Below are 25155 nucleotides of genomic sequence, written 5' to 3' on the forward strand. Positions count from 1 at the left end.
AAACCCATGGGTACATCAGACAGCACGTACGTCCTCGGCCACGCCGACGCGGAGGTGCAGCGGCTGCTCCTGCAGGGACGGCTGTACGACGGCTATACGGAGCACGCGCTGCGGCTCGCCGGGCTGCGCCCGGGCATGCGGGTGCTCGACATCGGCAGCGGCCCCGGCGACGTGTCGTTCGTCGCCGCCCGGCTGGTCGGGCCGACGGGAAGCGTACTCGGCGTCGACGCCGCACCCGCCATGGTCGAACTGGCCCGCGCCCGCGCCGCCGAAAAAGGCCTGTCCACAGTGCATTTCACACAAGCGGTCATCGACGCGCTCACCCTGGACGAACCGGTCGACGCGGTCATCGGCCGGCTGATCCTGATGCACCTGCCCGACCCGGCCGCCACGCTGCGGCACCTCAGCTCGTTGCTGCGTCCCGGCGGCGTGATCGCGTTCGCCGAGATCGACATCACTCGGGCGCGCAGCGTCCCGGAGCTCCCGCTGTTCAGCCGAGTGATTGCGGGCATCGTCCGCGCCTTCGAGGACATGGGCATCAGCCCGCGGTTCGGCAGCACGCTGCACGCCGTCTTCGCCGAGGCCGGCCTGGGCGCGCCGCGGCTGACCATCGGCGCGCCGATCGGGACCGCCGCCGAGGCCGACATCCTCGCCTACGGCGCGGAAGTCTGGCGGCTCGTCTCGCCCATCGCAGAACAGGGGGGCTTTGGTCTCGACGATCTCGACGACATGGGCCAGTTCGTCCCGCGTTTCCGCGAGGAGGCGCTGGCGGCCAATGCCCTCATCACCATGCCCTCCATCATCACCGCCTGGACAGAGGTGCAGAAATGAACGACACGATCATCGAGCAGTACTCGACCGGCCTGTCGCGCAACAACATCGAGCGGGCCCTGCGCGCCGCGGGCAAGGACCTCAACCACCTCGCGCCCGCCGACCTGGCCCTGCTGGAGGACTTCCACACGATGGGTCGCATCGCCACCGGCCAGCTGGTGGACCTGGCGCGGATCACCAACGCCAGTAGGGTGCTCGACGCCGGCAGCGGGGTCGGCGGCACCGCCCGCTACGTCGCCGACCGTTACGGGTGCACCGTCGATGCCGTCGATCTCACCGACGAATACTGCGACACCAGTCGTTGGCTCAATCGCCTGGTCGGACTCGACGACCTGATCAGCGTCCGCCAGGCCGACGTCACCGACCTCCCGTTTGCCGACGGCACCTTCGACGTCGCCATCAGCCAGCACGTCCAGATGAACGTCGCCGACAAAGCTCGCTTGTACTCCGAGGCGCGGCGCGTGCTGACGGACGGCGGCCGGCTGGCCATGTGGGACATCACCATTGGCGACCATGGCGACCTCGACTATCCGCTGCCGTGGGCCGACCATCCCGGCCACAGCCAGCTGGTCACCGCCGAAGCATTGCGGTCCGCCGTCGAGTCCGCCGGATTCTCGGTCGAGCACTGGAACGATCTCACCGGCCAGGCGGCCGCGCTCATGCAAGCCCTGCTGGCGCAGCCCGCCAATCCGCTGGGCCTGCACGCCTTCGTCACCGACTTCGGGCGCAAGGCCGAGAACCTCACCCAAGCCCTGGCCGACGGACGGCTTCGTGTCATCCAGGCAGTCGGCGGAGGTTAAGGTCATGCAACGCAACGACATTCCGGACCATAAGTACACGACCGCATGGGCTGGTGGCCGCGGCGAGGTCAAGTTTCTCCGCCGCTCCGACGGCTCGCGGCTGCGCTACTTCACCGCGGGAACCGGCCCGCCGCTGGTCCTGCTGCACACGGTCCGCACGCAGCTGGACTACTTCCAGCGAGTCATCCCCGCGCTCTGGGACGAATTCACGGTTTATGCCCTGGACTTCCCAGGCATGGGCTGGTCCGACATCCCAGCCGACGCCCGCTACAGCGAGCCGGAACTGCGAAGCGCCGTAGTGGAATTCGTGAGGGCGCTCGACCTGCGTGACGTCACGCTGGCCGGCGAATCGATGGGTGCCGCGGTCGCGCTGTCGGCGTCGATCGAGCTGCCTGACAACGTGCGCAACGTGATCGCGTTCAACCCGTACGACTACCCGAGCGGACTGGAACGGGGCAACTGGTTCGCCCGCGTGATCGGGACGGCCGTCCGCCTTCCCGGCTCCGGACCGATCTTCGCCGCACTGGAAAACCGCCTCATCCTCAAAGGAGTGCTGGCCGGCGGCTTCGCCGATCGCGGCGCGCTGCCGAAGGACTTCCTCGTCGAGCTGCGCCGCAGCGGCCGCAGACGCGGCTACCCGAGGGTGGCCCGCGCAATCATGCGCAGCCTCAAGGGGTTCATCGCCGCACGGGTGCGCTACCCGGAGGTGAGCGTGCCGGTGAGACTGGTCTACAGCGAACGCGACTGGTCGCGCCCCGCGGAACGCGAACAGGTCGCTCGCCTGCTGAACGTCGACCCAGTCACGGTGCCCGGCGCGGGTCACTTCTCCGCACTGGAGCGTCCGGCCGACATGGTCCGCGTCATCCGGGAAACCGCCCGCGCATGAACCAAACCCGCGCCTCGGCTTGGCTTCCGCTGATGATCCGGCTGACCGCGATCGGGTATCTGCTCTTCTTCGTGCCCGACCTCGTCCTGGCGAGCACGCATCACATCGGCACCTTGCCGCCGTTTTTCGCCCGGCTTTTCGACTGGGGCGCGGGCGGCGACTCGGTCGCGGTCATGTTCGCCACCGTCTACATCGTCTGGGCGCTCTTTCTGTTCGCGTCGGCGCGCGACCCACTCGCCAACCGGCTGTTCCTTGATTTCAATCTCACCGCGAACGCCGCCCACTTCGCCGCCATGCTCGTCATGGCCGTCGCCATGCACGACGAACACCAGCACATCGCCGGAGTCCTCGCGCTCGGAGTGCTCACCACCGTCCCGCTCGCGGCGTGCTGGCTTCCGGTCCGGCGCCGCCGATGAGTTTCCGCTCCTCGTCGCCTCCATACCGACATGACAACAATTGCGATTTTCGGGGCAACCGGCTACTCCGGCGGGAACATCGCCAACGAGGCGCTCTCCCGCGGGCACCGGGTGATCGCGGTGGCCCGCGACACCGGCCCGTTGGCCGGCCGCACCGACATGGACGTCCGGCGGGGTTCACTGTTCGATGAGCAGTTCGTCCGCGATATCGCGGCCGACGCGGACGTCGTCGTAGTTGCCGTGCCGGCGCATCGCACCGGCCTGGCCGACTACATCCCGATACTCGGGCGAATTGCCGCTGACAACGCGGCGCGCATTGCCGTGGTGGGCGGTGCGGGCAACCTGCGGGTTTCACCCAGTGGGCCACCCGCGCTGGACACGCCGCTCTTCCCCGAGGAGTACAGGGAGGATGGCATCGCGCATGCCGAGGTGCTGGCGCGACTGCGCGAATTGCCCGAAGGCGTGGATTGGTTCAGCCTTTCCCCGCCGGCGGCGTACAACTCCGAAAACCGCGGCGAGCGCACGGGGACCTTCCGCGTCGGGGAAGACGTGCTGCTCGTCGACGCCGAGGGCAACTCCCACATCGGCGGCGCCGACTATGCCATCGCCTTTGTCGACGAGATCGACAACCCGAGGCATCACCGAGCGCTCTTCACCGTCGCGTACTGATCGCGCCTTGATCTGCCAACCCACCACAAATTGAAAATGAAGGGAAGTTCGATGAGTGCAATCAACAGCGAACGCGTGCCAGGAAAGGGCTTGGCATTCAAAGTGTTTCTGCGCATCTACGGTGTCTTGACGCTCACGATCTTCGGTCTGCTCATCGTGGGATTCCTCGCGCAATCCCCGCTACTGGCCGAACACGGCGGGGCTTTGAACTGGACGATCTGGAACGATGTTCGTTGCGGCAGCGAGCATATGCACGTTCCGCCGATGCTGATGGTGATCTACATCGTCTGGGGTGTGTTCCTCCTGATCGCCGCCGCACACCCATACAGCTATGCGTCCTTCCTGCGCTTCACAGCGTGGGCCAACCTGGCACACGGTGGCCTGATGATCGTGCAGGCGGCCTCTGAATTCGACCACTACTGGAGCAAGTTCCTCACCGACATACCGTTCGTGCTGATTCTTGCTGTGGGTATTTTTCTGTGGGCGCGCGGCGCGAAACTCCAGCGGCCAGGCCGGGACGTCCGCCCCTCGTTCGGTACGGACGAGCCGAGCAACGACAGGTGATCTGTGGCGGCTCTCGAGCGCCCGGCGGAGATGGTGCGCTTCCGCCGCCGAAGCGCTTGCGGATTGTCGGGCCGAGGTGAGCTTATGCCTTTGGTATGAGGTTTGCGGCTGGCGTTGATAACGACAATCATTTTCAAATACCGTCGCGATGGTTCTGCAAGCGCCCAGCCCAGGAGTTGCCGTGATGACGTTGCCCGCCGCAACCACCCCGCTGATCGCCGCCCGCAGCGGGGGCGTCCATCGATGACCGCACCGATTTGGATGGCCTTTCCGCCCGAGGTGCACTCGGGGTTGCTGAGCAGCGGCCCGGGGCCGGCGTCTCTGTTCGCAGCGGCCGCCGCGTGGAGCTCGATGAGTGCCGAATACGCTTCCGCGGCAGAAGAACTCAGCGCGGTGTTGGCCTCGACGCAGGCCGGGGCGTGGCAGGGTCCGAGCGCGGAGTCCTACGTGGCCGCGCATGCCCCGTATCTGGCGTGGTTGGCGCAGGCCAGCGCGCACAGCGACGCGGCGGCCGCACAACATGAGACGGCGGGCACGGCCTACACCGCCGCGTTGGCGGCGATGCCGACGCTGCCGGAGCTAGCCACCAACCACGCCGTCCACGGCGCGCTGGTGGCGACGAATTTCTTTGGTATCAATACGATTCCGATCGCGGTCAACGAGGCCGACTATGCGCGGATGTGGGTTCAGGCCGCCGCCACGATGGCGACTTATCAGGCCGTCTCCACGGCCGCGGTGGCGGCCACACCGCCGACAGCCCCTCCGCCGCAGATCCTGAAATCCGATACCGCCGTAGAAGACGACCACGAGCAAGACGATGACCACCATGACCACGACCACGGGTTCGACAGCCCCCTCAATCAGTTCGTCGCCCAGATCCTGCGGCTGTTTGGAATCGACTGGGATCCCGTCGAGGGCACGCTAAACGGACTGCCTTTCGAGGCCTATACCAATCCGGGAGACTTGCTCTGGTGGGTGGCTCGAGCCCTCGAACTTTTTTCGGATTTTCAACAGTTTGGGGCGTTGCTGCAGGAAAACCCGGCGGCGGCTTTCGAGTTCATCACCAACCTCGTGCTGCTCGACTGGCCGACTCACTTGGCCCAGCTCGGTAGTTGGCTTCCGACGCAGCCGCAGTTGTTTTTGGTTCCCGCGCTCCTCGCGGTGGCCCCCTTCGGAGCGCTGGGCGGTTTTGCGGGGCTGGCCCCGCTTTCGGCCCCGCCTGCGCCCGTGCCGGCGCCGGCAGCCCCACCCGCTGCTGCAGCGCCCAGCCTGCCGGCGGCGCTCGGCACGACCCCGGCCGCCGCGCCTGCCGCGGCCACCGCGTCGGCACCCGCCCCTGCGCCTGCTCCCGCAGCGACCACGGCGGCCAGCCCGGCACCGCCCGCGCCGGCGGCCTCGGCTGCGGCCCCATCCGTGCCTCCGTATGCCGTTGCGCCTCCCGGTGTCGGGTTTGGTTCGGGCATGAGTGCGCCCGCTGCTGCCAGTGCGAAAAAGAAGGCGCCGGAGCCTGATTCGGCTGCGGCCTTCTCCGCGGCGGCGGTCGGTGAAGCGGCGCGCACCAGGCGGCGCCAGCGGGCGCGACAGCGTGGTTACGGCGCCGAGTTCATGGACATGAATGTCGACGTCGATCCCGAATGGGATGAGCCGGCGACGACGGTGTCGGAACGCGGCGCCGGGAACCAGGGCTTCGCCGGCACGGCACGCAAGAAAGCCGCCGCCCCGGCGGGCCTGACCACCCTGGCCGGTGATGAATTCGGCGACGGACCCAGCATGCCGATGATCCCACGCACCTGGGCTCCGGAGGACGGCAACGGGGCGCACGACAGCGCGGGCTGAGGTCACCAATCCGGCGGCGGTCATGCTGGCCCGGCCGCCAAGCCGCTGGGCCTGCAAGCCTTCGTCGCCGACTCCGGCATCCTCGCCGCCAGCGCACACCGGCGTCCGGTCCCCACCCCAATACCCGCCGATCGGTGGCGACGAACATGTCGACATGGTGAAGTGGTATCGCCCGACAAGCCCAAGAGTAAGGATCCGCCGTGCTGGGTCTGCCAGAAAAGGTGCGTGCCTGCCTGTTCGATCTCGACGGCGTGCTCACCGACACCGCGAGCGTGCACACCAAGGCCTGGAAGGCCATGTTCGACGCCTACCTTTCCCAACGGGCCAAGGACACTGGGGAAAAATTCGTCCCGTTCGACGAGGCGGCGGACTACCGGAAGTACGTCGACGGCAAGAAGCGTGAGGACGGCGTCCGGTCGTTTCTGAGCAGCCGCGGTATCCAGCTGCCCGAAGGGAGTCCCGACGATCCCGACGGCGCCGACACCGTCTACGGCCTGGGCAACCGCAAGAACGAGATGTTCCAGAAGGTTTTGCACGACGACGGGGTCAAGGTGTTCGAAGGGTCGCGGCGCTATCTGGAAGCGGCCTCGGCGGCGAGCCTCGGCATTGCGGTGGTGTCCTCGAGCGCCAACACCCGTGACGTGCTCGAGATCACCGGGCTCGACCGGTTCGTCCAGCAGCGGGTGGACGGGATCACGCTGCGCGACGAGCACATCGCCGGCAAGCCCGCCCCCGACTCCTTCCTGCGGGCCGCACAGCTGCTCGACGTCCCGGCCGACGCGGCGGCAGTGTTCGAAGACGCGTTATCCGGCGTGCAGGCCGGTCGCGCCGGTAACTTCGGCTTCGTGGTGGGCGTCGACCGAGTGGGCCAGGCCGAGGACTTGCGGCGCAACGGCGCCGACGTCGTGGTGACCGATCTGGCCGAATTGCTGCAGTCATGATCACCCAGGAAGCGTTCCCCGTCGAACCGTGGCAGGTCCGCGAAACCAAGCTCGACCTGAACTTGATCGCCCAGTCGGAATCCTTGTTCGCCCTGTCCAACGGGCACATCGGGTTGCGCGGCAACCTCGACGAGGGCGAGCCGCACGGCCTGCCGGGCACCTACTTGAACTCCTTCTACGAAATCCGGCCCCTGCCGTACGCCGAGGCCGGATACGGCTATCCGGAGGCCGGGCAGACCGTCGTCGACGTGACCAATGGCAAGATCTTTCGCCTGCTCGTCGGGGACGAGCCCTTCGATGTCCGGTACGGCAAGTTGCTCTCGCACGAGCGGACCCTCGACCTGCGCGCCGGGACGCTGACCCGCCGGGCGCACTGGTGCTCGCCCTCGGGCAAGCAGGTCAAGGTGGTGTCCACCAGGCTGGTGTCGCTGGCGCAACGCAGCGTCGCGGCCATCGAGTACGTCGTCGAGGCCGTCGATGAATTCGTTCGCGTGACCGTGCAGTCCGAGCTCGTCACCAACGAGGATCAGCCGACGACGTCGGCCGACCCCCGGGTGGCGGCCATCCTGGACAACCCGCTCGAGGCCGTCGACCACGAAAAGACCGAGTACGGCGCGCTTCTCATGCACCGGACCCGGAGCAGCGCGCTGATGATGGCCGCCGCGATGGATCACGAGATCGACGTGCCCGGGCGTGTCGAGGTCACCACCGACGCGCGCGAGGACCTGGCGCGCACCACCGTGATCTGCGGGCTGCGCCCGGGCCAAAAGCTGCGGATCGTCAAATACCTGGCCTATGGCTGGTCGAGCCTGCGTTCGCGCCCGGCGCTGCGCGACCAGGCCGCCGCGGCGCTGCACAGCGCGCGCTACACCGGGTGGCAGGGATTGCTGGACGCGCAGCGCTCCTACCTCGACAACTTCTGGGAGAGCGCCGACGTCGAGGTCGAGGGCGATTCCGAATCGCAGCAAGCGGTGCGCTTCGGACTGTTCCACCTGTTGCAGGCCAGTGCGCGCGCCGAACGCCGCGCGATTCCCAGCAAGGGGCTCACCGGAACCGGCTACGACGGCCACGCCTTCTGGGACACCGAGGGATACGTGCTGCCGGTGCTCACCTATACCGCGCCCCACGCGGTCGCCGATGCCCTGCGATGGCGGGCCTCGACGATGGATCTGGCCCGGGACCGGGCCGCCGAACTCGGCCTGGAGGGTGTCGCCTTTCCGTGGCGCACCATTCGCGGCCAGGAGTGCTCGGCGTACTGGCCGGCGGGCACCGCGGCCTGGCATATCAACGCCGACATCGCGATGGCCTTCGAGCGGTATCGCGTCGTCACCGGCGACCAATCGCTGGAGGCCGAGTGCGGTCTGAACGTTCTGGTCGAGACCTCGCGGCTGTGGATGTCGCTCGGGCACCACGACCGCCACGGCGTCTGGCACCTGGACGGGGTCACCGGTCCCGACGAATACACGGCGATCGTCCGCGACAACGTCTTCACCAACCTGATGGCCGCACATAACCTGCTCGTCGCCGCCGACGCGTGTAACCGCCATCCCGAGAAGGCGGCAGAACTGGGCGTCTCCACCGAAGAGGCCGCCTCGTGGCGTGATGCGGCCGGCGCGGTCAACATTCCCTACGACGAAGAACTGGGAGTCCATCAGCAGTGCGAAGGCTTTACCACCTTCGCGGAGTGGGACTTTGAAGCCAACACGACCTATCCGCTGCTGTTGCACGAAGCGTATGTGCGGCTCTATCCCGCGCAGGTGATCAAGCAGGCCGACCTGGTGCTGGCGATGCAATTGCAGAGCCACGCGTTCACGGCGGAACAGAAGGCCCGCAACGTCGACTACTACGAGCGCCGCATGGTGCGCGACTCGTCACTGTCGGCCTGCACCCAGGCGGTGATGTGCGCCGAGGTCGGGCATCTGGAGCTCGCGCATGATTACGCCTACGAGGCAGCGCTGATCGACCTGCGCGACTTGCACAGCAACACCCGCGACGGGCTGCACATGGCTTCCTTGGCCGGCGCGTGGATGGCGCTGATCAACGGTTTCGGCGGCCTGCGCGACGACGAGGGCGTCCTGGCCCTGGATCCGCAACTGCCCGATGGCATTTCGCGACTTCGGTTCCGGTTGCGGTGGCGGGATTTCCGGGTGACCGTCGACGCCAACCACTCCGATGTCACCTATACCCTGCGCGACGGGCCCGGCGGCGACCTGACCATCCGGCATGCCGGCGAGGACCTCGAACTGAGCACCGAGAAGCCGACGACCATCGCGGTGCGCCGGCGCAAGCCGCTGCTGCCGGCGCCGCCCCAGCCCCCGGGCCGCGAGCCCGTGCACCGGCGCAGCATGCTCCAGCAGTTGACCGATAGCTGAGCCGTCAGTGCGGCTGAACCATCCGGGCCACCTCGGTGCGGATCGCCTCGCGGATTTCGGGCTCGGGCATGTCGTCCAGACCGGTCGCCGAGCGCAGAATGGGCGCGAACAACCGCCAACCGAATTGCAGCGCAAGGGCATTGGCCACGGCTAACCGCGCACTGGTGTCCTTCTCATGCAGTGGACGCACCAAGTCCAGCAGGGCCGCGATGTTCGGAAAGTGCTTTTGCAACTGGGCGGCCGGATACCCGTCCAGCAGTGTGCGGGCCATCACCCGCATCTGCCGGTCCAGGGCATCGTCCAAAACGCCGACGGTCGAGCCGGCCTGCAGTCGCTCTTTCAGATTTGCGCCCAGCTGATCCAACACGGCGCCGACGAGGTTCTCCTTGGTGCCGAAATGACGAAACACCAGCCCATGGTTGACCCTCGATCGCGCGGCGATGTCGCGGATCGAGGTCGCCGCGGGGCCCCGCTCGGCGAAAAGGTCGGTGGCCGCTTCCAGGATCGCCGCCGCCACCTCCTCCCGCCCGGTGGGCGGTTTCGAGCGGCCCCTTGCGGAAGGTGTAGTCATATGACTACAGTAGCGTATGTAGTCAGTTGACTACACCTACGATGACACAGAGGACACAAAAATGACGCAGCCAGTAACCGTCACCAAGCTGGGCAGCCGCATCGGCGCCCGGGTCGACGGGGTGCGCCTGGGCGGCGACCTGGACCCGACCGCGGTCGAGGCGATCCACCAGGCGCTGCTCACCCACAAGGTGATCTTCTTCCGCCACCAGCACCACCTCGACGACCAGCGGCAGCTCGAGTTCGCCCACCTGCTGGGCACGCCGATCGGCCACCCGGCGGCGTCGGTGCTCGCCGCCAAGGACGCGCCGGTCATCACGCCGATCAACTCCGAATACGGCAAGGCCACGCGCTGGCACACCGACGTGACGTTCGCCGCCAACTACCCGGCGGCCTCGATCCTGCGCGCGGTCACCCTGCCCAGCTACGGCGGTTCGACGTTGTGGGCGTCGACAGCGGCGGCCTACGCGAAGCTGCCCGAACCGCTGCAGTGCCTGGTCGACAACCTGTGGGCGCTGCACACCAACCGCTATGACTACGTCACCGACGAGGCGCTAACCGACACGCAGCGGGCCTTCCGGCAGGCGTTCGAGAAGCCGGATTTCCGCACCGAGCATCCCGTGGTGCGGGTGCACCCGGAGACCGGTGAGCGGACCCTGGTGCTCGGCGATTTCGTGCGCGGCTTCGTCGGCCTGGACGACCGCGAGTCAGGCCTGCTGCTGGAAATGCTGCAACGGCGAATCACCATGCCCGAGAACACCATTCGCTGGAATTGGGCGCCGGGAGACGTTGCCATTTGGGACAACCGGGCGACGCAGCACCGGGCCGTCGACGACTACGACAACCAGCCCCGCCTCATGCACCGGGTGACGTTGATGGGCGACGTGCCCGTCAGCGTCCACGGCGAGCGCAGCCGGGTGGTCAGCGGCGCACCCCTCGAGGTGATTGCCAGCTGACTCTCAACCGGCCGAGCTGACCGGATCGACCGGCAGCCAGCGCAGGGCACCCGGTGCGTCGAGGGGTACCACCGGGTGCTGGGGCGCGATCGGGGCCAGCCGGCGGTAGGCGTCACCCTGCAAGGGGCGCTCATCGATCTCGCCCTTGTTCGGCCACAGTGACGCGGCCCGCTCCGCCTGGGCGGTAATCGACAGCGACGGGTTGACGCCCAGGTTCGCCGATATCGCGGCGCCGTCCACCACCAGCAGCGTCGGGTAGCCGTAGACCCGGTGGTACGGGTCGATGACCCCGTGCTCGGGGCCGTGGCCGATCACCGCGCCACCGAGGAAGTGCGCGGTCAGCGGGATGTTGAACAGCTCACCCCAGGTGCCGCCGGCGACGCCGTCGATCTTGGCGGCGATGCGGCGGGTGACCTCGTTGCCGACCGGAATCCACGTCGGGTTCGGCTCGCCGTGCCCCTGCTTGCTGGTGTACCAGCGAATGCCCAGCTTCCCGCGCTTGGTGAAGGTGGTGATCGAGTTGTCCAGGTGCTGCATCACCAGCGCGATCATGGTGCGCTCGCTCCACTGGCGGGGATTGAGCAGCCGCAGCATGCTGCGCGGATCCTCGCGGCTCGTCTCGAGCAACTGCTTCCAGCGGGGCACGTCGGTGCCCTCGGGGCCGGGGCCGTCGGTCATCAACGTCTGCAGCAGCCCCATCGCGTTGGAGCCCTTGCCGTAGCGCACCGGTTCGATGTGGGTGTCGGACGTGGGGTGGATCGACGACGTGATCGCCACGCCGTGCGTCAGATCCAGATCCGGCGACACCTCCAACCGACCGGCGCCGACGATCGATTCGGAGTTGGTCCGGGTCAACACGCCCAGCCGTTTCGACAGGCGCGGCAGGCGACCCTTGTCGCGCATCTTGAACAACAGGTGCTGCGTTCCCCACGTGCCCGCGGCCAGGATCAGGTAGTTGGCGGTGTAGGTGCGTCGGTCGCGACGCAGCCAACTTCCGGTGCGAACTGTGCGGACCTCCCACAGCCCGTCTGGCCGCTGCTCGAACCCCTTGACGGTCGTCATCGGAATCACTTGCGCCCCAGCCGATTCCGCCAGGCCGAGGTAGTTCTTCAGCAGCGTGTTTTTGGCGCCGTAGCGACACCCCGTCATGCAGCAGCCGCATTCCAGGCAGCCGGTACGCGCCGGCCCCGCGCCGCCGAAGTACGGGTCGGGAACGGTCTTGCCCGGCGTCTTGGTGCCGTCGGGCCCGAAGAACACCCCCACCGGGGTAGGCACCCAGGTGTCTCCGCACCCCATGTCGTCGGCAACGGCTTTCACGATGCGGTCGGCGTCGGTGAAGGTCGGGTTGAGCACGACGCCCAGCATCCGCTGCGCCTGCTCGTAATGCGGCATCAGCTCGCTGCGCCAGTCGGTGATGTGGGCCCACTGCGGATCTTTGAAGAACGGCTCGGGCGGGACGTACAACGTGTTGGCGTAGTTGAGCGAACCGCCGCCCACACCCGCCCCGGCCAGGATCATGACGTTGCGCAGCGGGTGGATCCGTTGGATGCCGTAGCACCCCAGCCTGGGCGCCCAGAGGAACTTGCGCAGATCCCAGGACGTCTTGGCGAACTCCTCGTCGGAGAAGCGGCGGCCGGCCTCCAACACGCCTACCCGGTAACCCTTTTCGTTCAGCCGCAGCGCGCTGACGCTACCCCCAAAACCCGATCCAATGATCAGGACGTCGTAGTCCGGTTTCATGGCCCCAGTATGGCCGTACCCGCCGGTAATAAACCAGGTCGGGTACTAGACCCTGCGGCCCCAGCGTGCGGCTGGCCGCACATTCGGAGTCGAGCGTGCGGCTGGCCGCACGTTCGGCGGCCGAAAGCGCTCAGCAGCCGACGGTCAGGCCGACCTTCTGGAACTCCTTGAGATCGCAATAGCCGGCCTTGGCCATCGCACGGCGCAGCCCGCCGACCAGGTTGAGGCTGCCGAACGGATCATCGGACGGGCCGTTGAGAACCTGGCGCAGCGGCGGGCGCTCCCCGACCGCGATCTGCAGCAGCGCGCCACGCGGCAGCGACGGGTGCGCCGCCGCGGCCGGCCAGAACCACCCGTCGCCGAGCGCCTCGGCGCTTTCGGCCAGCGGCGTGCCGAGCACCACCGCATCGGCCCCGCACGCAATGGCCTTGGCCAGCTCGCCGGACGTGTGGATGTCGCCGTCGGCCAGTACGTGCACGTAGCGGCCGCCCGTCTCGTCGAGGTATTCGCGCCGCGCGGCGGCGGCGTCGGCGATCGCGGTGGCCATCGGCACGCTGATGCCCAGCACCTCGTCGCTGGTGGTCACGCCCCGGGTGGAGCCGTAGCCGACGATGACGCCCGCGGCACCGGTGCGCATCAGGTGCAGCGCGGTGCGATGGTCGAGCACGCCGCCGGCGACCACCGGCACGTCGAGCTCGGAGATGAAGGTCTTCAGGTTCAGCGGCTCGCCGTCGCTGGCCACCCGCTCGGCCGAGACGATGGTGCCCTGGATGACCAGCAGGTCGATGCCGGCCGCCACCAGCACCGGCGTCAGCGCCTGCGCGTTCTGCGGGCTTATCCGCACCGCGGTGATCACCCCGGCGTCGCGGATGCGGGCCACCGCGGCGCCCAACAGGTCCGGGTTGAGCGGGGCCGCATGCAGCTCCTGCAGCAGCCGGATCGACGCGGAGGGTTCGGGCTCCTTTTCCGCGGCCTCGACGAGCTGCGCGATCTTGGCCTCGACGTCGGCGTGCCGGCCGATCAGCCCCTCGCCGTTGAGCACCCCGAGGCCGCCGAGCTTGCCGAGTTCGATCGCGAACTCCGGCGACACCAGGGCATCGGTCGGGTGTGCCACCACCGGGATCTCGAAGCGATAGGCGTCGAGCTGCCACGCCGTCGACACGTCCTGCGACGAGCGGGTGCGCCGCGACGGCACGATGCTGACTTCACTGAGTTCGTAGGTGCGACGGGCGACGCGACCCATCCCGATCTCGACCATGGCCAGTTCGCTGTTCACCGCGCGTAGTAATTAGGTGCTTCGACCGTCATCGCGACGTCGTGCGGGTGGCTCTCCTTCAGCCCGGCCGGTGTGATCCGGACGAACTGCGCCTGCTGCAGCACCTCGATGGTGGGCGAGCCGGTGTATCCCATGGCGGCCCGCAAGCCACCGGTCAGCTGGTGGATCACCGACGACAGGGGGCCACGGAACGGCACCCGGCCCTCGATGCCCTCGGGGACCAACTTGTCCTCGCTCAACGCGTCGTCGGCGAAGTAGCGGTCCTTGGAGTAGGACTTCGCCCCGCCCCGGCCCTGCATGGCGCCCAGCGACCCCATCCCCCGATAGCTCTTGAACTGCTTGCCGTTGACGAAGATCAGCTCGCCCGGCGCCTCGGCGGTGCCGGCCAGCAGCGAGCCCAGCATCGCGGTCGACGCGCCGGCGGCCAGCGCCTTGGCGATATCGCCGGAGTACTGCAGACCCCCGTCGGCGATGACCGGCACGCCGGCCGGCCCGCACACCGCCACGGCCTCCAGGATCGCGGTGATCTGCGGCGCGCCGACGCCGGCCACCACCCGGGTGGTGCAGATCGAGCCCGGCCCGACCCCGACCTTCACCGCGTCGGCGCCGGCGTCGACCAGGGCCGCGGCGGCCGCCCTGGTGGCTACGTTGCCGCCGATCACCTCGACCTTCTCGCCCACCTCGGCCTTGAGTTTGCCGACCATGTCGAGCACCAGCCGGTTGTGCGCGTGCGCGGTGTCGACGATCAGCACGTCCACCCCGGCGTCGACCAGCATCATCGCGCGCACCCACGCGTCGCCGCCGACGCCGACGGCGGCGCCGACCAGCAGCCGCCCGTCGCTGTCCTTGGTGGCCAGCGGGTGTTGTTCGGTCTTGACGAAGTCCTTGACGGTGATCAGCCCGGTCAGCCGGCCGTGGCCGTCGACGACGGGCAGTTTCTCGATCTTGTTGCGGCGCAACAGGCCCAGCGCCGCGTCGGCGCTGACGCCCTCCTGGGCGGTGATCAGCGGGGCCTTGGTCATCACCTCGGCGACCTGCCTGGTCTGATCGACCTCGAAGCGCATGTCGCGGTTGGTGATGATGCCGACCAGGGCGCCGGCGTCGTCGACCACCGGCAGCCCGGAGATCCGGAACTTGGCACACATCGCGTCGACCTGAGCCAAAGTGTTGTCCGGCCGGCAGGTGACCGGGTCGGTGACCATGCCGGCCTCGGACCGCTTGACCATCTCGACCTGGCCGGCCTGCTCGGCGACCGGCAGGTTGCGGTGCAGCACGCCCATGCCGCCGGCCCGGGCCATCGCGATGGCCATCCGGGATTCGGTCACCGTGTCCATCGCCGAGCTGACCAGCGGCACTTTGAGCCTGATCTTCTTGGTGAGCTGGCTGGACGTGTCCGCGGTGGCGGGCACCACGTCGGAAGCGGCAGGCAACAGCAAGACGTCGTCGAAAGTCAGCCCCAGCATCGCCACCTTGTACGGGTCGTCGCCCCCGGTCACCACCCGGTCGTCCGCCAGGCCACCCACGGGCGCGTCGCGCACGTACGGACTGGCGACCAGCTCGGAGCTGTCTTCTAGGTGGGACATGCCACGGGACATCGGTGAAGCCCTCCATGCGCGCGGAGTGAGAAACCCATCCTATCGGCTCGGGGAGACCATCGAGACTCGCTCGCCCGGGCGTGCCGCCGGCCCGTTTACGCCGGGCCGCGCGCGGACCTCCCTGCTGGCGTTATGACGGGCCGCCTGCGTAGTCTAGAGGCGTGCGCGACCACCTCCCACCGGGTTTGCCACCCGACCCGTTTGCCGACGACCCCTGCGACCCGTCGGCGGCACTGGACGCCGTCGAGCCGGGACAGCCCCTGGATGCCCAAGAGCGAATGGCGGTAGAGGCCGACCTGGCCGACCTGGCCGTTTACGAAGCTCTGTTGGCGCACAAGGGGATTCGCGGACTGGTCGTGTGCTGCGACGAGTGCCAGCAAGACCACTACCACGACTGGGACATGTTGCGCGCGAATTTGCTGCAGCTGCTCATCGACGGCACGGTCCGTCCGCACGAACCCGCCTACGACCCCGAACCCGACGCCTACGTCACGTGGGATTACTGCCGGGGATACGCCGACGCGTCGCTCAACGAAGCGACGTCAGACGCCGACGGGTTTCACCGGCGTCACTGAACTCCTCAGTACCTCGAGCGCCCGGTAGCTAGCCGCCCGGCGCCGCAGAAGACGGCGTGGACGTCTGCCCGTGGTGGTGGTGATGGCTCGACGACGGAGTCGTCGAGGTTGTCGGTGAGGTGGAAGACGAAGGGCTCGGGCTGACCGCCGTGGGCGTCGTGGTGCTCGCAGTGGACGACGCACTCGGCGTGGTCGAGGCGGCGGGGGCCTTCGGTGGCTTGGTCTGCGGCGCCGGGGTAACGGCCTGGGGCGGCGGCAGCGTGGCGTTGGGGTCGCGCGACTCGACGCGGGTGTTCAGCAGGTTGACCTGATCCATCAGGTCGTTGCGGCTGGCCCCGTCGTTCATGGACTGCACGGCGCTGCTGACCTCGGCCAGCTGGCTGTGGGCCTGGGCCCATTGGCCTTCGTTGATCAGTTGCTGAACCTTCGCCAGCTCGGCCTTGGCCGACAGCTCGATCTTTTGGTCGTTGACCCGCGGTTGGTCGTAGAACATCGCGTGCAGTCCATACAACGCGTCCCCGGGCCGGGCCTCGACCACCATGGCGCCGAAGCCGCTGAGGACCAACAGCGTCGCGGCCACCGACCCGATCGCCGCCAGGCCCCGACGGCTCTGCCCGCCGCGTTCGGCGAGTCCGACGCGCAGCGCCTCGATCGCATCTTCCGGCGACACCAGAGCGCTGGCCGGTGGCCACCGCAGATCGTCGCGCCATTCCGCCAGAAGGCCGGCCAGCGCTTCAAAATCCTCGTCGGGATCGTCGATGTCGACCGGCCGACGCTCGGCTAGCGAGTCGAGCAGCAGGTCGGTGCGGGCGAATTCATCCAAGGATTCAGGCATAGTCACCCGCCGCAACGATTTCGGATTTCAGGCGGTTCAAAGCCCGGTGCTGCGCCACCCGCACCGCGCCCGGGGTTGCGCCGACGGCGGCGGCGGTCTCCTCGGCGGACAGGCCGACGACGACGCGCAGGATCAGGATCTCGCGCTGCTTGGAGGGCAAGATCTCGAGCAGTTCGTTCATGCGGCTGGCCGAATCGGCCTCGATGGCACGCTGTTCCGGCCCGGCCTCCGACGACCAGCGCTCGGGAACCGAGTCGGAGGGGAAGGCGAGATCGCGGCCGGCGGCCCGGTGGGCGTCGGCCACCTTGTGGGCCGCAATGCCGTACAGGAAGGCCAGGAACGGGCGACCCCGATCCCGGTAGCGCGGCAGCGCCGTAATAGTGGCCAAGCAAACCTCCTGCGCCACGTCATCGGCTGACAGGCCACCCCGATCGATTGTGCCGACCCGAGCCCGGCAATACCGCACGACAATCGGACGGATGGTCTCCAGCACCTCCCGTAATGCCTTCGTGTCTCCCGCTACGGCCTCGGCAACCACAGCGTCGAGACGTTCCGCTTGAATTGTCATCGACGGCGGTATCTCCAACGTTACGAACCGGACACAGCACGGGCTATCACGGGCTAACTCACGCAATGACTTTAACGGCCGCAAGGCCGTTTCAAGCGGAACGCCACGCCCCACCGGCGCGCCGCACCTGGCCTGCGCAGATATCGCGAATTTCGGGCAGTTCTTGTGCCGAAAATGTGACGCTTCCGATATCAATCAGCAAGCAAGCCAGCGCCCAGCGAAGCGGTATCAATCCGAATCGCTCGGTGGCGTCCAGTGCCGCCTCGGCGACCTCCCGGGCGCGGTCGGCGCGGCCCGCGCTGCACAGGGCCGCGGCGAGCACCACGTCGCTTTTCACGCGGTGCCGCGCCGAGGCCCCGAGCCGCGCGAGTTCGACGGCTTCCTCGGCGCGACGGACGGCGACGTCGCCGTCGCCGGAAGCCATGGCCAACTCGGCGCCCACCCATCCGCGCCGCACCGCGAGCCGGTCGGGCACCGTCGCGGCCGCCAGCGCGGAATCCGCACGCGTCAACAACGCTGCCGCTGCGGCGAAGCGGCCGATTCCCAGCGCGTCGGCGGCCAGCCCGATCAGGGCATCGGCCCGCGCCTCGGGATCAATCCCGGCCAGCGCCAGGGCGCGACCATCCCAGCCGCGCGCCCGCTCGTGCCAGCCGAGCTGGCGCAGAAACGATCCCTGCGTGCTGTGCGCCAGCGAGACCAGTCGCCCAGCGGACCCGCTGCGGCGCAGCGTGGCGAGGTCGCGGTACGCGCTGCCGTAGCGTCCCTGCCCGCCGGACGCGACGGCGCGCAGCCACAATTGCCGGGGTGTGGTCGCCGTCGGCAAAGGCCAGCTTTGCGGCTGGTTTCCGAACGCGGCGTCCGCCAGCGTTGCGTCGATCGTCGAAGTGTGACGAGTTTCAATCACGGTGATAGTAGTAAACAGTTCGTGGTGTCTGTGTTACTGAAATGTTAATCACGATCGGCGTGTACAAATTAGCCTCTCCCCGTCCAACCGCCCTGAGCAGCGAAATCCCAAGGGGCACCAACTAGCTGGTAGCACGGCTCTTGTGCGGTAAATGCGTCGCAGATGAACGCAGAGTTAATTCTGCAGCAACGGTCATGTATTTTGCCACACTAAGCGCCTATTGACGGAAATTCATCGGCGCCCCTAAGTTCTAGCAATGACGGGCAGTCATCGGTGACGTCCCCCCCGAAATCAGTTGCACAATCGTTTCGCGAACCCGACATTCTGGGCGTGCCGTGCAGAGAGGGAACTAGCCATGCCACAACCGGAGCAGCTACCTGGGCCCAACGCCGATATCTGGAACTGGCAACTGCAAGGCCTGTGCCGCGGTGTCGATTCGTCGATGTTCTTCCATCCGGACGGCGAGCGCGGCCGCGCGCGCATGCAACGCGAACAGCGCGCCAAGGAGATGTGCCGGCAGTGCCCCGTGATCCAGGAGTGCCGCGCCCACGCGCTGGAAGTCGCTGAGCCGTACGGTGTTTGGGGCGGCCTGTCGGAATCCGAGCGCGACCTACTGCTGAAGGGCGACATCGGCCGCACTCGCGGTATCCGTCGCAGCGCCTGATCTCCCGCGTCTGCGATTGAACGGTTCGGCGCTGCGGCGCGTGTACTAGTCATGGACTGGGCGAACCGGCCGCGGTCCATAGTCGACGCGGTGTCGAGACGCGTTGCGCCGCGTCGGCCTAGATTCACGCGATCGTTCGCGGTGTCGGGGCCCGCGTCGAGTCGCGGTCGCGCAGGAGGGGCGCTGTGGCTAAGCGCTGGCACAATTTTGGAACTCGGGTCCGCAATGCCGGACTCGCCGTAAGGACAACGCTGGGACAGCAAGCGTGGCTGGATCGACCCAGCTACCGGCTCGAGCACGCTCTGATGTTCGCATTCGCGGCCACGGGCCGATACCGGGATCGCGTCAGCAACGCGCTGCATGGCACCTGGCTCGGTCATCCGCTTCATCCGGCGCTGACGTCCGTGCCGACGGGTGCGGTGGCGACGGCGGTCGCGATGGACGCGGCCAGCCTGCTCCCCGGACGCGCCACCGGCCTTCGTGACGCTGCACGGTTTGCGTTGGGTGTCGGAGTTGTCGGAAGCGTCGGCGCGGCCGCTACCGGTCTGACCGACTGGCAGCACACCCATGAGCAATCCCGTCGGATCGGTCTGGTGCACGGCGTGCTGAACGCGGTCGCAACGGGTCTGTACGCGGTGTCGTGGTGGCAGCGGCGCGACGGCCGTCATCTGCGGGGAATGGCGAGCAGCGCGCTGGGCTACGGCCTGACCCTTGGCAGCGGCTATCTGGGCGGCGATTTGGTTTTCGGGTCGGGCACCGGTGTGGATCGCTCTGGAGCTCGGCTGCGTGGGGACCGTTGGACGCCGGTGCTGTCGGTAGCGGCTTTGGATGGCCAGCCGCAGCGGGTCGAGGTGGCCGGTGTGGGCGTGGTCCTGTATCGCAACGGCGGCAAGGTCCTGGCGGTGGGTGCGCACTGCCCGCATCTGGGTGCGCCGATGCATGACGGCTGGATTGATCGCGATCGGATCGTGTGCCCCTGGCACGGTTCCCGGTTCGCGTGCGAATCCGGCGAGGTGATGCGGGGGCCGGCGACGGCGGCGCTGCCGAGTTATCCGGTGCGGATCCGCGACGGACTCGTCGAGCTGCGGGGAGTGGCGATATGAATGCCTATGACGTGCTGTTCGAGCACCACAAGGTCTTACGGGGATTGTGCGCGAAGACCACCGCGATACCGCTTGATACCGATGAGCGGCAAGAAGCCCTCGGTGAGCTGTTGATCGAGCTGGACATCCATATGCGCATCGAGGACGACCTGTTCTATCCGGCGGTACAGGCGGCAAGCAAGCTGGTCGCTATCGCCCACGCGGAGCACCGGCAGGTGTGGGATCAGCTGGCGACGCTCCTCCGAACGCCGCCGAGCGCGCCACACTATGAGGACGAATGGCACTCGTTCGTCACGGTCCTGGACGCCCACGCCAGCGAAGAGGAGCGCGACTTGTGCCCGGCCCCAATCGATTTGAGCGAGAACATGCTCGACACGCTGGGGAACCAAATGGTCGAGCGCATGACCCAACTGCGTCGATCGGCGATCAACAAGTTCCGCGTCCGCGTCCGCGCGGCCGTGCTGAGCTCACTGTGATCTATCGCCGACCCGGCGCCACAACTCGACGAGCGCCGCGGCGGCCGGTGAAAGCCGGCCGTCGGCGCGCCACGCCACACCGACGCGAACGCGCATTGCCGGACGGCCGATGCGGATCGGGCGCAGGTCGTCGCGGGTGCGCACGTAGGACTTCGGCAGCACCGCAACGCCGAGTGACCGTGCCGCGAGATCACCGACCAGCACCGGGTTGCTGGCCTCCAGCGCAATGTTGGCGCGGACGCCGGCGGCGGCGCACCCCTCGTCGAGGCCGGCCCGGATGCCCGTGCCGCGCGGCAGGCAGATCAGCGGATGCCCGGCGAGCGCTCGCAATGAGATCGAAGTCCGTCGGGCGAGGGCGCTGCCCGGCGCGACGGCCGCCACCAACACGTCGTCGTTGATCACCTTTACCTCGATGCCGCGGCCGGCCGCCGACGCGAACCCGACGACGGCCAAGTCGATCGCGCCGTCACGAACGCCGGCGATCAGATCGGCCGACGGCGCCTCCACCAAGCTGATCTCGACGCCGGGATGCTCGTCGTGAAACACGGCAAGCGTGCCGGTGATGACGTCGGGCGGGCACGACGGCATCATTCCGACCGCGACGCGCCCGCGCAGCACCCCCCGCAGTTGCTCTGCGACAGCAGCGATTTCGTGAACGGCGGCCAGCGCGGCCCGCGCCGGCGGCAGCACCCTAGCGCCCGCGTCGGTCAGTCGCACCGAGCCACCCGAGCGGTCGAACAGCGCTTGGCCGAGCTCGGACTCCAGCCGGCGGATCTGCGCGCTGACCCCTGGCTGCGCGACATGCACACGCGCGGCCGCCTTGGTGAAACTCGCCTCTTCCGCCACCGCGACGAGGTACTCGAGCTGATGCAGCTCCATAACTACTGATTATGCATCGGATCACGAACATATCTTCGACGTATGCCGGTCTCGCCGGGAGGATGAAGGCATGGAACCGACACAGATCGCACGAACATATTTCGACAGCTGGAAGCGCCAGGATTTCGACGGCCTCCGCGCGATCCTCGCCGACCACGTGACGTTCTCCGGGCCGATGGGCACCGCCAGCGGCGCCGACGACTACGTCACGCAACTCGCCGGCTTCGGCCAGATGCTCGACGACATCACCATCGAGAAGATGTTGGCTGACGACCGCGACGTGCTGACGTGGTTCAACCTGCATCCGAAGGGCGGCGACCCCGTCCCCGTCGTGAATTGGTGTCATGTGGAAGACGGGCTGGCCCAACGGGTGCGCGTGGTGTTCGACCCCCGGCCGCTGCTTTAGTGGTTTGACCGCGGCTAATTCGGGTAGCTCCCGTGCATGAATACGGGCTTGAAAAGGGAAGTAGCCGTTGCGGCCGCGGTACTGGCCGCCACCGCGGCACCGCTGGGCGCATGCACGAACCAGCGCGGCAGCCAGCCCAACACGTCACCGCTGACCACGTCCCCGGCCGGGGCGGAGAGAATGGCCACGCAGTTGAAAAGCTCCGACGGGACGGTGGTCGCCAACGCCACCTTCGATTTCGCCGACGGCTACGCGACTGTGACCGTCGAGGCCGGCGCCAACCAGGTCCTGACCCCGGGTTTCCACGGGCTGCAAATCCACTCGATCGGCAGATGCGACCCCGGCGACTTCAGTTCGGCCGGAGGCGTCTACCAGGCACCGGGTCACACCGGCTATCCCGCGAGCGGCGAGCTGACCGCGTTGCAGGTGCGCACGGATGGCTCGGCGAAACTCGTCACCACCACTAACTCGGTCACCGCCGCGGACCTGCGAAACGGCTCGGGTAGCGCGCTGGTCATCCACCAAGATCCGGATAACTTGAGCACCGGCTCCACCGGTGAATCGGGCAAGCGGGTGGCCTGCGGCGTGATTGCCGCGGCGGCCGCGACGACGACGTCGTCCACCACGGAGACGACTACCGCCACCACGATCACCACCACGACGGCCGTCGCGCCGCCGTCCACGTCGACGAGCACGAGCACCGTCACGGTCACCACCCCGCCGACCTTCACGTCGACGCCGACTATCACCGTGACGACTCCGCCGGTACTTCCTCGCGGTCGCTGAAGCCTCCAGCGCACCGCTTCCGCGCGGCGACCGAAGGGGACGGTATGACGTGTGCCGGCGTGTGGCCCTGCTAGCCCCGAGGCGGCCCGGTGATTTCCAGGTGGTACTTGGCCGCAAGCGCGCCGACCCGCTCTATAAATGTGTCCGCATCGATTTCCTCATCACCGGCTACCTCGGTGAAGATCCGCTCGAAGCCTGGTGGCGAGACAATCACGAGCAGCTTTGCGTGGGTCGACCCGGCGTTCCAGAAGGTGTGCACCGTGCCGCGGGGGACGAGGACGAACGACCCTTGCGTGATGTGCTTGGTTTGGTCACCGACCTGAACGTTGACCTGACCATCCACGACATAGATCGCTTCTTCCTCGGCGTGGTGAATATGTTGCGGCGGCCCTTCACCGGTGAGCGTGGCTTCGATCAATGCATAGGCGCCAGCTGTATCCTCGCCGGCCGCCTTGTAGGTGTACGACTGACCCGGCAAGCGATCGGTCCGCCCCTCACCCGGACCCAAAACGAGGCTTCTCGATCCAAATGACACGATGCACCTCCCACCCGTGCCACCGAAAACCCGTCACTTGATTGTATTTGACTGGGAACCAGTGAGGGATAGACGATTTGGCTTCCCGGTGCCATGCCCCAGAAACAAAGCACCCTCGGCGACAAACCGAGGGTGCTTCGTTAGAAGGTGCTTCTAGTGATGGTGATGACCGTGGCCGTGGTCGTCGTCCTCATCGGCGGGCTTGTCCACCACCGCGGTCTCGGTGGTGAGCACCATCCGGGCCACCGACCCCGCGTTCAGGACCGCCGAACGGGTGACCTTGACGGGATCGATCACGCCTTCGGCGACCAGGTCGCCGTAGTTCAGCGTGTCCGCGTTCAGTCCCTGCCCGACGGGTAGCTCGCTGACCTTGTTGACCGCGACCGCGCCGTCCAGCCCCGCGTTGGTGGCGATCCAATACAGCGGCGCGGGAAGCGCTTCGGCGAACACGTCGACACCGAGGGCCTCGTCGCCGGTCAGCGACGCGCGCAGCTCCTGCAGCTTTTTGCCGGCCTGGATCAGGGCCGATCCCCCGCCGGCGACGATGCCCTCTTCGACCGCTGCCTTGGCGGCCGCGACGGCATCCTCGACGCTTTCCTTGCGCTCCTTGAGCGCGGTCTCGGTCGCGGCGCCCACCTTGATGACGGCCACCCCGCCCGCCAGCTTGGCCAGCCGCTCCTGCAACTTCTCGCGATCCCAGTCCGAGTCGCTCGCCTCGATCTCGGCGCGCAGCTGCTTGATGCGATTGGCCACCGCATCCGCGGAGCCGCCGCCCTCGACGATGATCGTGTCGTCCTTGCTGACCACCACGCGCCGCGCGGTGCCCAGCACCTCGGTGCCGACCTCGCGCAGCAGCAGGCCGGCGTCGGGATTGACGACCTGCCCGCCCGTCACGATCGCCAGGTCTTCCATGAAGGCCTTGCGGCGATCGCCGAAGAACGGCGACTTGACCGCGACGGCCTTGAGCGTCTTGCGGATGGAGTTGACCACCAGCGTGGCCAGGGCCTCGCCCTCGACGTCTTCGGCGATGATCAGCAGCGGCTTGCCGGCCTCGGCGACCTTCTCCAGCATGGGCAGCAGGTCGGGCAGCGAGCTGACCTTGTCCTGGTGCAGCAGGATCAGAGCGTCTTCGAGCACCGCCTCCTGGGAGTCGAAGTCGGTGACGAAGTACGCCGACAGGAATCCCTTGTCGAAGCCGACGCCCTCGGTGAAGTCCAGCTCGGTGCTGAGCGTCGAGGATTCCTCGACGCTGACCACGCCGTCGTGGCCCACCTTGCTCATGGCCTCGCCGACGAGTTCACCGATCTGCGCGTCGCGTGAGGAGACCGTCGCCACCTGCGCGATGCCTTCCTTGCCGGAGACCGGGGTGGCGGCGGCCAGCAGCGCCTCGGACACCGCGTCGGCGGCCTTGCCGATTCCGGCGCCGAGCGCGATCGGGTTGGCGCCGGCGGCGACCATGCGCAGGCCGCCCTTGACCAATGCCTGGGCCAACACGGTTGCGGTCGTCGTGCCGTCGCCGGCGACGTCGTTGGTCTTCGTGGCCACCGACTTCACCAGCTGGGCGCCCAGGTTCTCGAACGGGTCTTCCAGGTCGATCTCGCGCGCGACGGTGACGCCGTCGTTGGTGATCGCGGGCCCGCCAAATGCCTTGGCCAGCACCACATGCCGGCCACGTGGGCCCAGGGTCACGCGTACCGCGTCGGCGAGCTTGTCCACACCGGCCTCCATTGCGCGGCGGGCGGTTTCGTCGTACTCAATCAGCTTGCTCATCAAGGCTCCCCTTCGACGCGAGCCGCCCCGGAAATCACCCGTGGTTACAGGGATCGCCGGGGCGGAACACGGTTCTTTACTTGGATACGACGGCCAGCACGTCGCGTGCCGACAGGATGAGGTATTCCTCGCCGTTGTACTTGATCTCGGTGCCGCCGTACTTGCTGTAGATGACGGTGTCACCCTCCGACACGTCGACCGC

General features: G+C 67.7%; 25 protein-coding genes and 2 pseudogenes. 16 read left to right on the top strand and 11 right to left on the bottom strand.

Annotation, left to right across the window (positions count from 1 at the left end):
- Nucleotides 1-6: 6 nt before the first annotated feature.
- The 9 genes and pseudogenes from A5736_RS24695 (at nucleotide 7) to A5736_RS24735 (ending at nucleotide 9315) form a co-directional block, all read left to right on the top strand.
- Nucleotides 7-831 carry a class I SAM-dependent methyltransferase gene (locus tag A5736_RS24695; RefSeq protein WP_076126440.1) on the top strand — a complete coding sequence of 275 codons (825 nt, stop codon included), beginning with the start codon at nucleotides 7-9 and terminating at the stop codon, nucleotides 829-831.
- Nucleotides 828-1631 carry a class I SAM-dependent methyltransferase gene (locus tag A5736_RS24700; RefSeq protein WP_076249116.1) on the top strand — a complete coding sequence of 268 codons (804 nt, stop codon included), beginning with the start codon at nucleotides 828-830 and terminating at the stop codon, nucleotides 1629-1631. Before A5736_RS24695 ends, A5736_RS24700 begins: the two co-directional genes overlap by 4 nt.
- 4 nt (nucleotides 1632-1635) lie before the next feature.
- Nucleotides 1636-2517, top strand: a complete 882-nt coding sequence (locus tag A5736_RS24705) for an alpha/beta fold hydrolase (RefSeq protein ID WP_076249117.1) — start codon at nucleotides 1636-1638, stop codon at nucleotides 2515-2517.
- On the top strand, nucleotides 2514-2933 hold the full coding sequence (locus tag A5736_RS24710; protein ID WP_076126432.1) for a hypothetical protein: 420 nt from the start codon (nucleotides 2514-2516) through the stop codon (nucleotides 2931-2933). The genes A5736_RS24705 and A5736_RS24710 overlap by 4 nt, the downstream gene beginning before the upstream one ends.
- 30 nt (nucleotides 2934-2963) lie before the next feature.
- Nucleotides 2964-3602, top strand: a complete 639-nt coding sequence (locus tag A5736_RS24715; protein ID WP_076249118.1) for an NAD(P)-dependent oxidoreductase — start codon at nucleotides 2964-2966, stop codon at nucleotides 3600-3602.
- Nucleotides 3603-3653: 51 nt separating this feature from the next.
- Nucleotides 3654-4166 (top strand): DUF6632 domain-containing protein, encoded by a 513-nt coding sequence (locus A5736_RS24720; RefSeq protein ID WP_076126428.1) that lies wholly within the window; start codon nucleotides 3654-3656, stop codon nucleotides 4164-4166.
- 243 nt (nucleotides 4167-4409) lie between these two features.
- Entirely contained in the window at nucleotides 4410-6002 is a 1593-nt protein-coding gene (locus A5736_RS24725; RefSeq protein ID WP_076249120.1) for a PPE family protein, read from the top strand.
- 154 nt (nucleotides 6003-6156) lie between these two features.
- Nucleotides 6157-6943: pseudogene (locus A5736_RS24730) on the top strand (beta-phosphoglucomutase family hydrolase).
- Nucleotides 6940-9315, top strand: coding sequence for a glycoside hydrolase family 65 protein (locus A5736_RS24735; RefSeq protein ID WP_076126422.1), 2376 nt, complete (start codon nucleotides 6940-6942; stop codon nucleotides 9313-9315). Before A5736_RS24730 ends, A5736_RS24735 begins: the two are co-directional and overlap by 4 nt.
- A 4-nt stretch (nucleotides 9316-9319) precedes the next feature.
- On the opposite strand, the gene A5736_RS24740 is transcribed toward A5736_RS24735, so the two are convergent.
- Complete coding sequence (locus tag A5736_RS24740) at nucleotides 9320-9886, bottom strand: TetR/AcrR family transcriptional regulator (RefSeq protein WP_076126419.1); 567 nt, start codon at nucleotides 9884-9886, stop codon at nucleotides 9320-9322.
- 61 nt (nucleotides 9887-9947) lie between these two features.
- On the opposite strand from A5736_RS24740, the gene A5736_RS24745 reads away from it, so the two are divergent.
- Nucleotides 9948-10841 (top strand): TauD/TfdA family dioxygenase, encoded by an 894-nt coding sequence (locus A5736_RS24745; protein ID WP_076249121.1) that lies wholly within the window; start codon nucleotides 9948-9950, stop codon nucleotides 10839-10841.
- 3 nt (nucleotides 10842-10844) lie between these two features.
- Here A5736_RS24745 and A5736_RS24750 read toward each other — a convergent pair whose 3' ends face one another.
- The 3 genes from A5736_RS24750 to guaB all read right to left on the bottom strand — a co-directional run bounded on the left by A5736_RS24750 (nucleotide 10845) and on the right by guaB (nucleotide 15452).
- Nucleotides 10845-12581, bottom strand: coding sequence for a GMC oxidoreductase (locus tag A5736_RS24750; protein ID WP_076249122.1), 1737 nt, complete (start codon nucleotides 12579-12581; stop codon nucleotides 10845-10847).
- Between the two features lie 130 nt (nucleotides 12582-12711).
- Nucleotides 12712-13839, bottom strand: coding sequence for a GuaB3 family IMP dehydrogenase-related protein (locus A5736_RS24755; protein ID WP_076249132.1), 1128 nt, complete (start codon nucleotides 13837-13839; stop codon nucleotides 12712-12714).
- Between the two features lie 14 nt (nucleotides 13840-13853).
- On the bottom strand, nucleotides 13854-15452 hold the full coding sequence (guaB, locus tag A5736_RS24760) for an IMP dehydrogenase (protein WP_076249123.1): 1599 nt from the start codon (nucleotides 15450-15452) through the stop codon (nucleotides 13854-13856).
- 161 nt (nucleotides 15453-15613) lie between these two features.
- Between guaB and A5736_RS24765 the strand changes: the two genes are divergently transcribed.
- Entirely contained in the window at nucleotides 15614-16027 is a 414-nt protein-coding gene (locus A5736_RS24765; protein ID WP_076061701.1) for a DUF5319 domain-containing protein, read from the top strand.
- A 28-nt stretch (nucleotides 16028-16055) separates the two neighbouring features.
- On the opposite strand, the gene A5736_RS24770 is transcribed toward A5736_RS24765, so the two are convergent.
- From A5736_RS24770 to A5736_RS24780, 3 genes are all read right to left on the bottom strand, one after another.
- Complete coding sequence (locus tag A5736_RS24770; protein ID WP_083667714.1) at nucleotides 16056-16862, bottom strand: anti-sigma-D factor RsdA; 807 nt, start codon at nucleotides 16860-16862, stop codon at nucleotides 16056-16058.
- Nucleotides 16855-17430, bottom strand: a complete 576-nt coding sequence (locus A5736_RS24775; protein ID WP_076061698.1) for a sigma-70 family RNA polymerase sigma factor — start codon at nucleotides 17428-17430, stop codon at nucleotides 16855-16857. The genes A5736_RS24770 and A5736_RS24775 overlap by 8 nt, the downstream gene beginning before the upstream one ends.
- A 91-nt stretch (nucleotides 17431-17521) precedes the next feature.
- Nucleotides 17522-18334, bottom strand: a complete 813-nt coding sequence (locus tag A5736_RS24780; RefSeq protein ID WP_076249125.1) for a lipopolysaccharide assembly protein LapB — start codon at nucleotides 18332-18334, stop codon at nucleotides 17522-17524.
- A 355-nt stretch (nucleotides 18335-18689) separates the two neighbouring features.
- Between A5736_RS24780 and A5736_RS24785 the strand changes: the two genes are divergently transcribed.
- The 3 genes from A5736_RS24785 to A5736_RS24795 all read left to right on the top strand — a co-directional run bounded on the left by A5736_RS24785 (nucleotide 18690) and on the right by A5736_RS24795 (nucleotide 20577).
- On the top strand, nucleotides 18690-18998 hold the full coding sequence (locus tag A5736_RS24785; protein ID WP_076061695.1) for a WhiB family transcriptional regulator: 309 nt from the start codon (nucleotides 18690-18692) through the stop codon (nucleotides 18996-18998).
- Nucleotides 18999-19303: 305 nt separating this feature from the next.
- On the top strand, nucleotides 19304-20101 hold the full coding sequence (locus A5736_RS24790; protein WP_083667716.1) for a Rieske 2Fe-2S domain-containing protein: 798 nt from the start codon (nucleotides 19304-19306) through the stop codon (nucleotides 20099-20101).
- Nucleotides 20098-20577: a hemerythrin domain-containing protein gene (locus tag A5736_RS24795; RefSeq protein WP_076249126.1), complete on the top strand. Its 480-nt coding sequence runs from the start codon at nucleotides 20098-20100 to the stop codon at nucleotides 20575-20577. Before A5736_RS24790 ends, A5736_RS24795 begins: the two co-directional genes overlap by 4 nt.
- On the opposite strand, the gene A5736_RS24800 is transcribed toward A5736_RS24795, so the two are convergent.
- Nucleotides 20569-21456 carry a LysR family transcriptional regulator gene (locus A5736_RS24800; protein ID WP_076249127.1) on the bottom strand — a complete coding sequence of 296 codons (888 nt, stop codon included), beginning with the start codon at nucleotides 21454-21456 and terminating at the stop codon, nucleotides 20569-20571. The genes A5736_RS24795 and A5736_RS24800 overlap by 9 nt on opposite strands.
- Nucleotides 21457-21526: 70 nt before the next feature.
- Between A5736_RS24800 and A5736_RS24805 the strand changes: the two genes are divergently transcribed.
- Both A5736_RS24805 and A5736_RS24810 read left to right on the top strand, forming a co-directional pair.
- Nucleotides 21527-21862, top strand: a complete 336-nt coding sequence (locus A5736_RS24805; RefSeq protein ID WP_076249128.1) for a nuclear transport factor 2 family protein — start codon at nucleotides 21527-21529, stop codon at nucleotides 21860-21862.
- Between the two features lie 48 nt (nucleotides 21863-21910).
- Nucleotides 21911-22648, top strand: coding sequence for a superoxide dismutase family protein (locus A5736_RS24810; protein ID WP_076249133.1), 738 nt, complete (start codon nucleotides 21911-21913; stop codon nucleotides 22646-22648).
- Nucleotides 22649-22718: 70 nt separating this feature from the next.
- Here A5736_RS24810 and A5736_RS24815 read toward each other — a convergent pair whose 3' ends face one another.
- From A5736_RS24815 to A5736_RS24825, 3 genes and pseudogenes are all read right to left on the bottom strand, one after another.
- A complete protein-coding gene (locus A5736_RS24815; protein WP_076249129.1) occupies nucleotides 22719-23156 on the bottom strand; it encodes a cupin domain-containing protein in 438 nt (145 codons plus the stop codon).
- A 180-nt stretch (nucleotides 23157-23336) separates the two neighbouring features.
- Nucleotides 23337-24953: a chaperonin GroEL gene (gene groL, locus A5736_RS24820; RefSeq protein WP_076249130.1), complete on the bottom strand. Its 1617-nt coding sequence runs from the start codon at nucleotides 24951-24953 to the stop codon at nucleotides 23337-23339.
- Between the two features lie 76 nt (nucleotides 24954-25029).
- Nucleotides 25030-25155, bottom strand: a pseudogene (locus tag A5736_RS24825) (co-chaperone GroES); the annotation flags it as partial.

Source organism: Mycobacterium sp. SP-6446 (genome assembly GCF_001954045.1).
In the GTDB taxonomy this organism is placed as follows: domain Bacteria; phylum Actinomycetota; class Actinomycetes; order Mycobacteriales; family Mycobacteriaceae; genus Mycobacterium.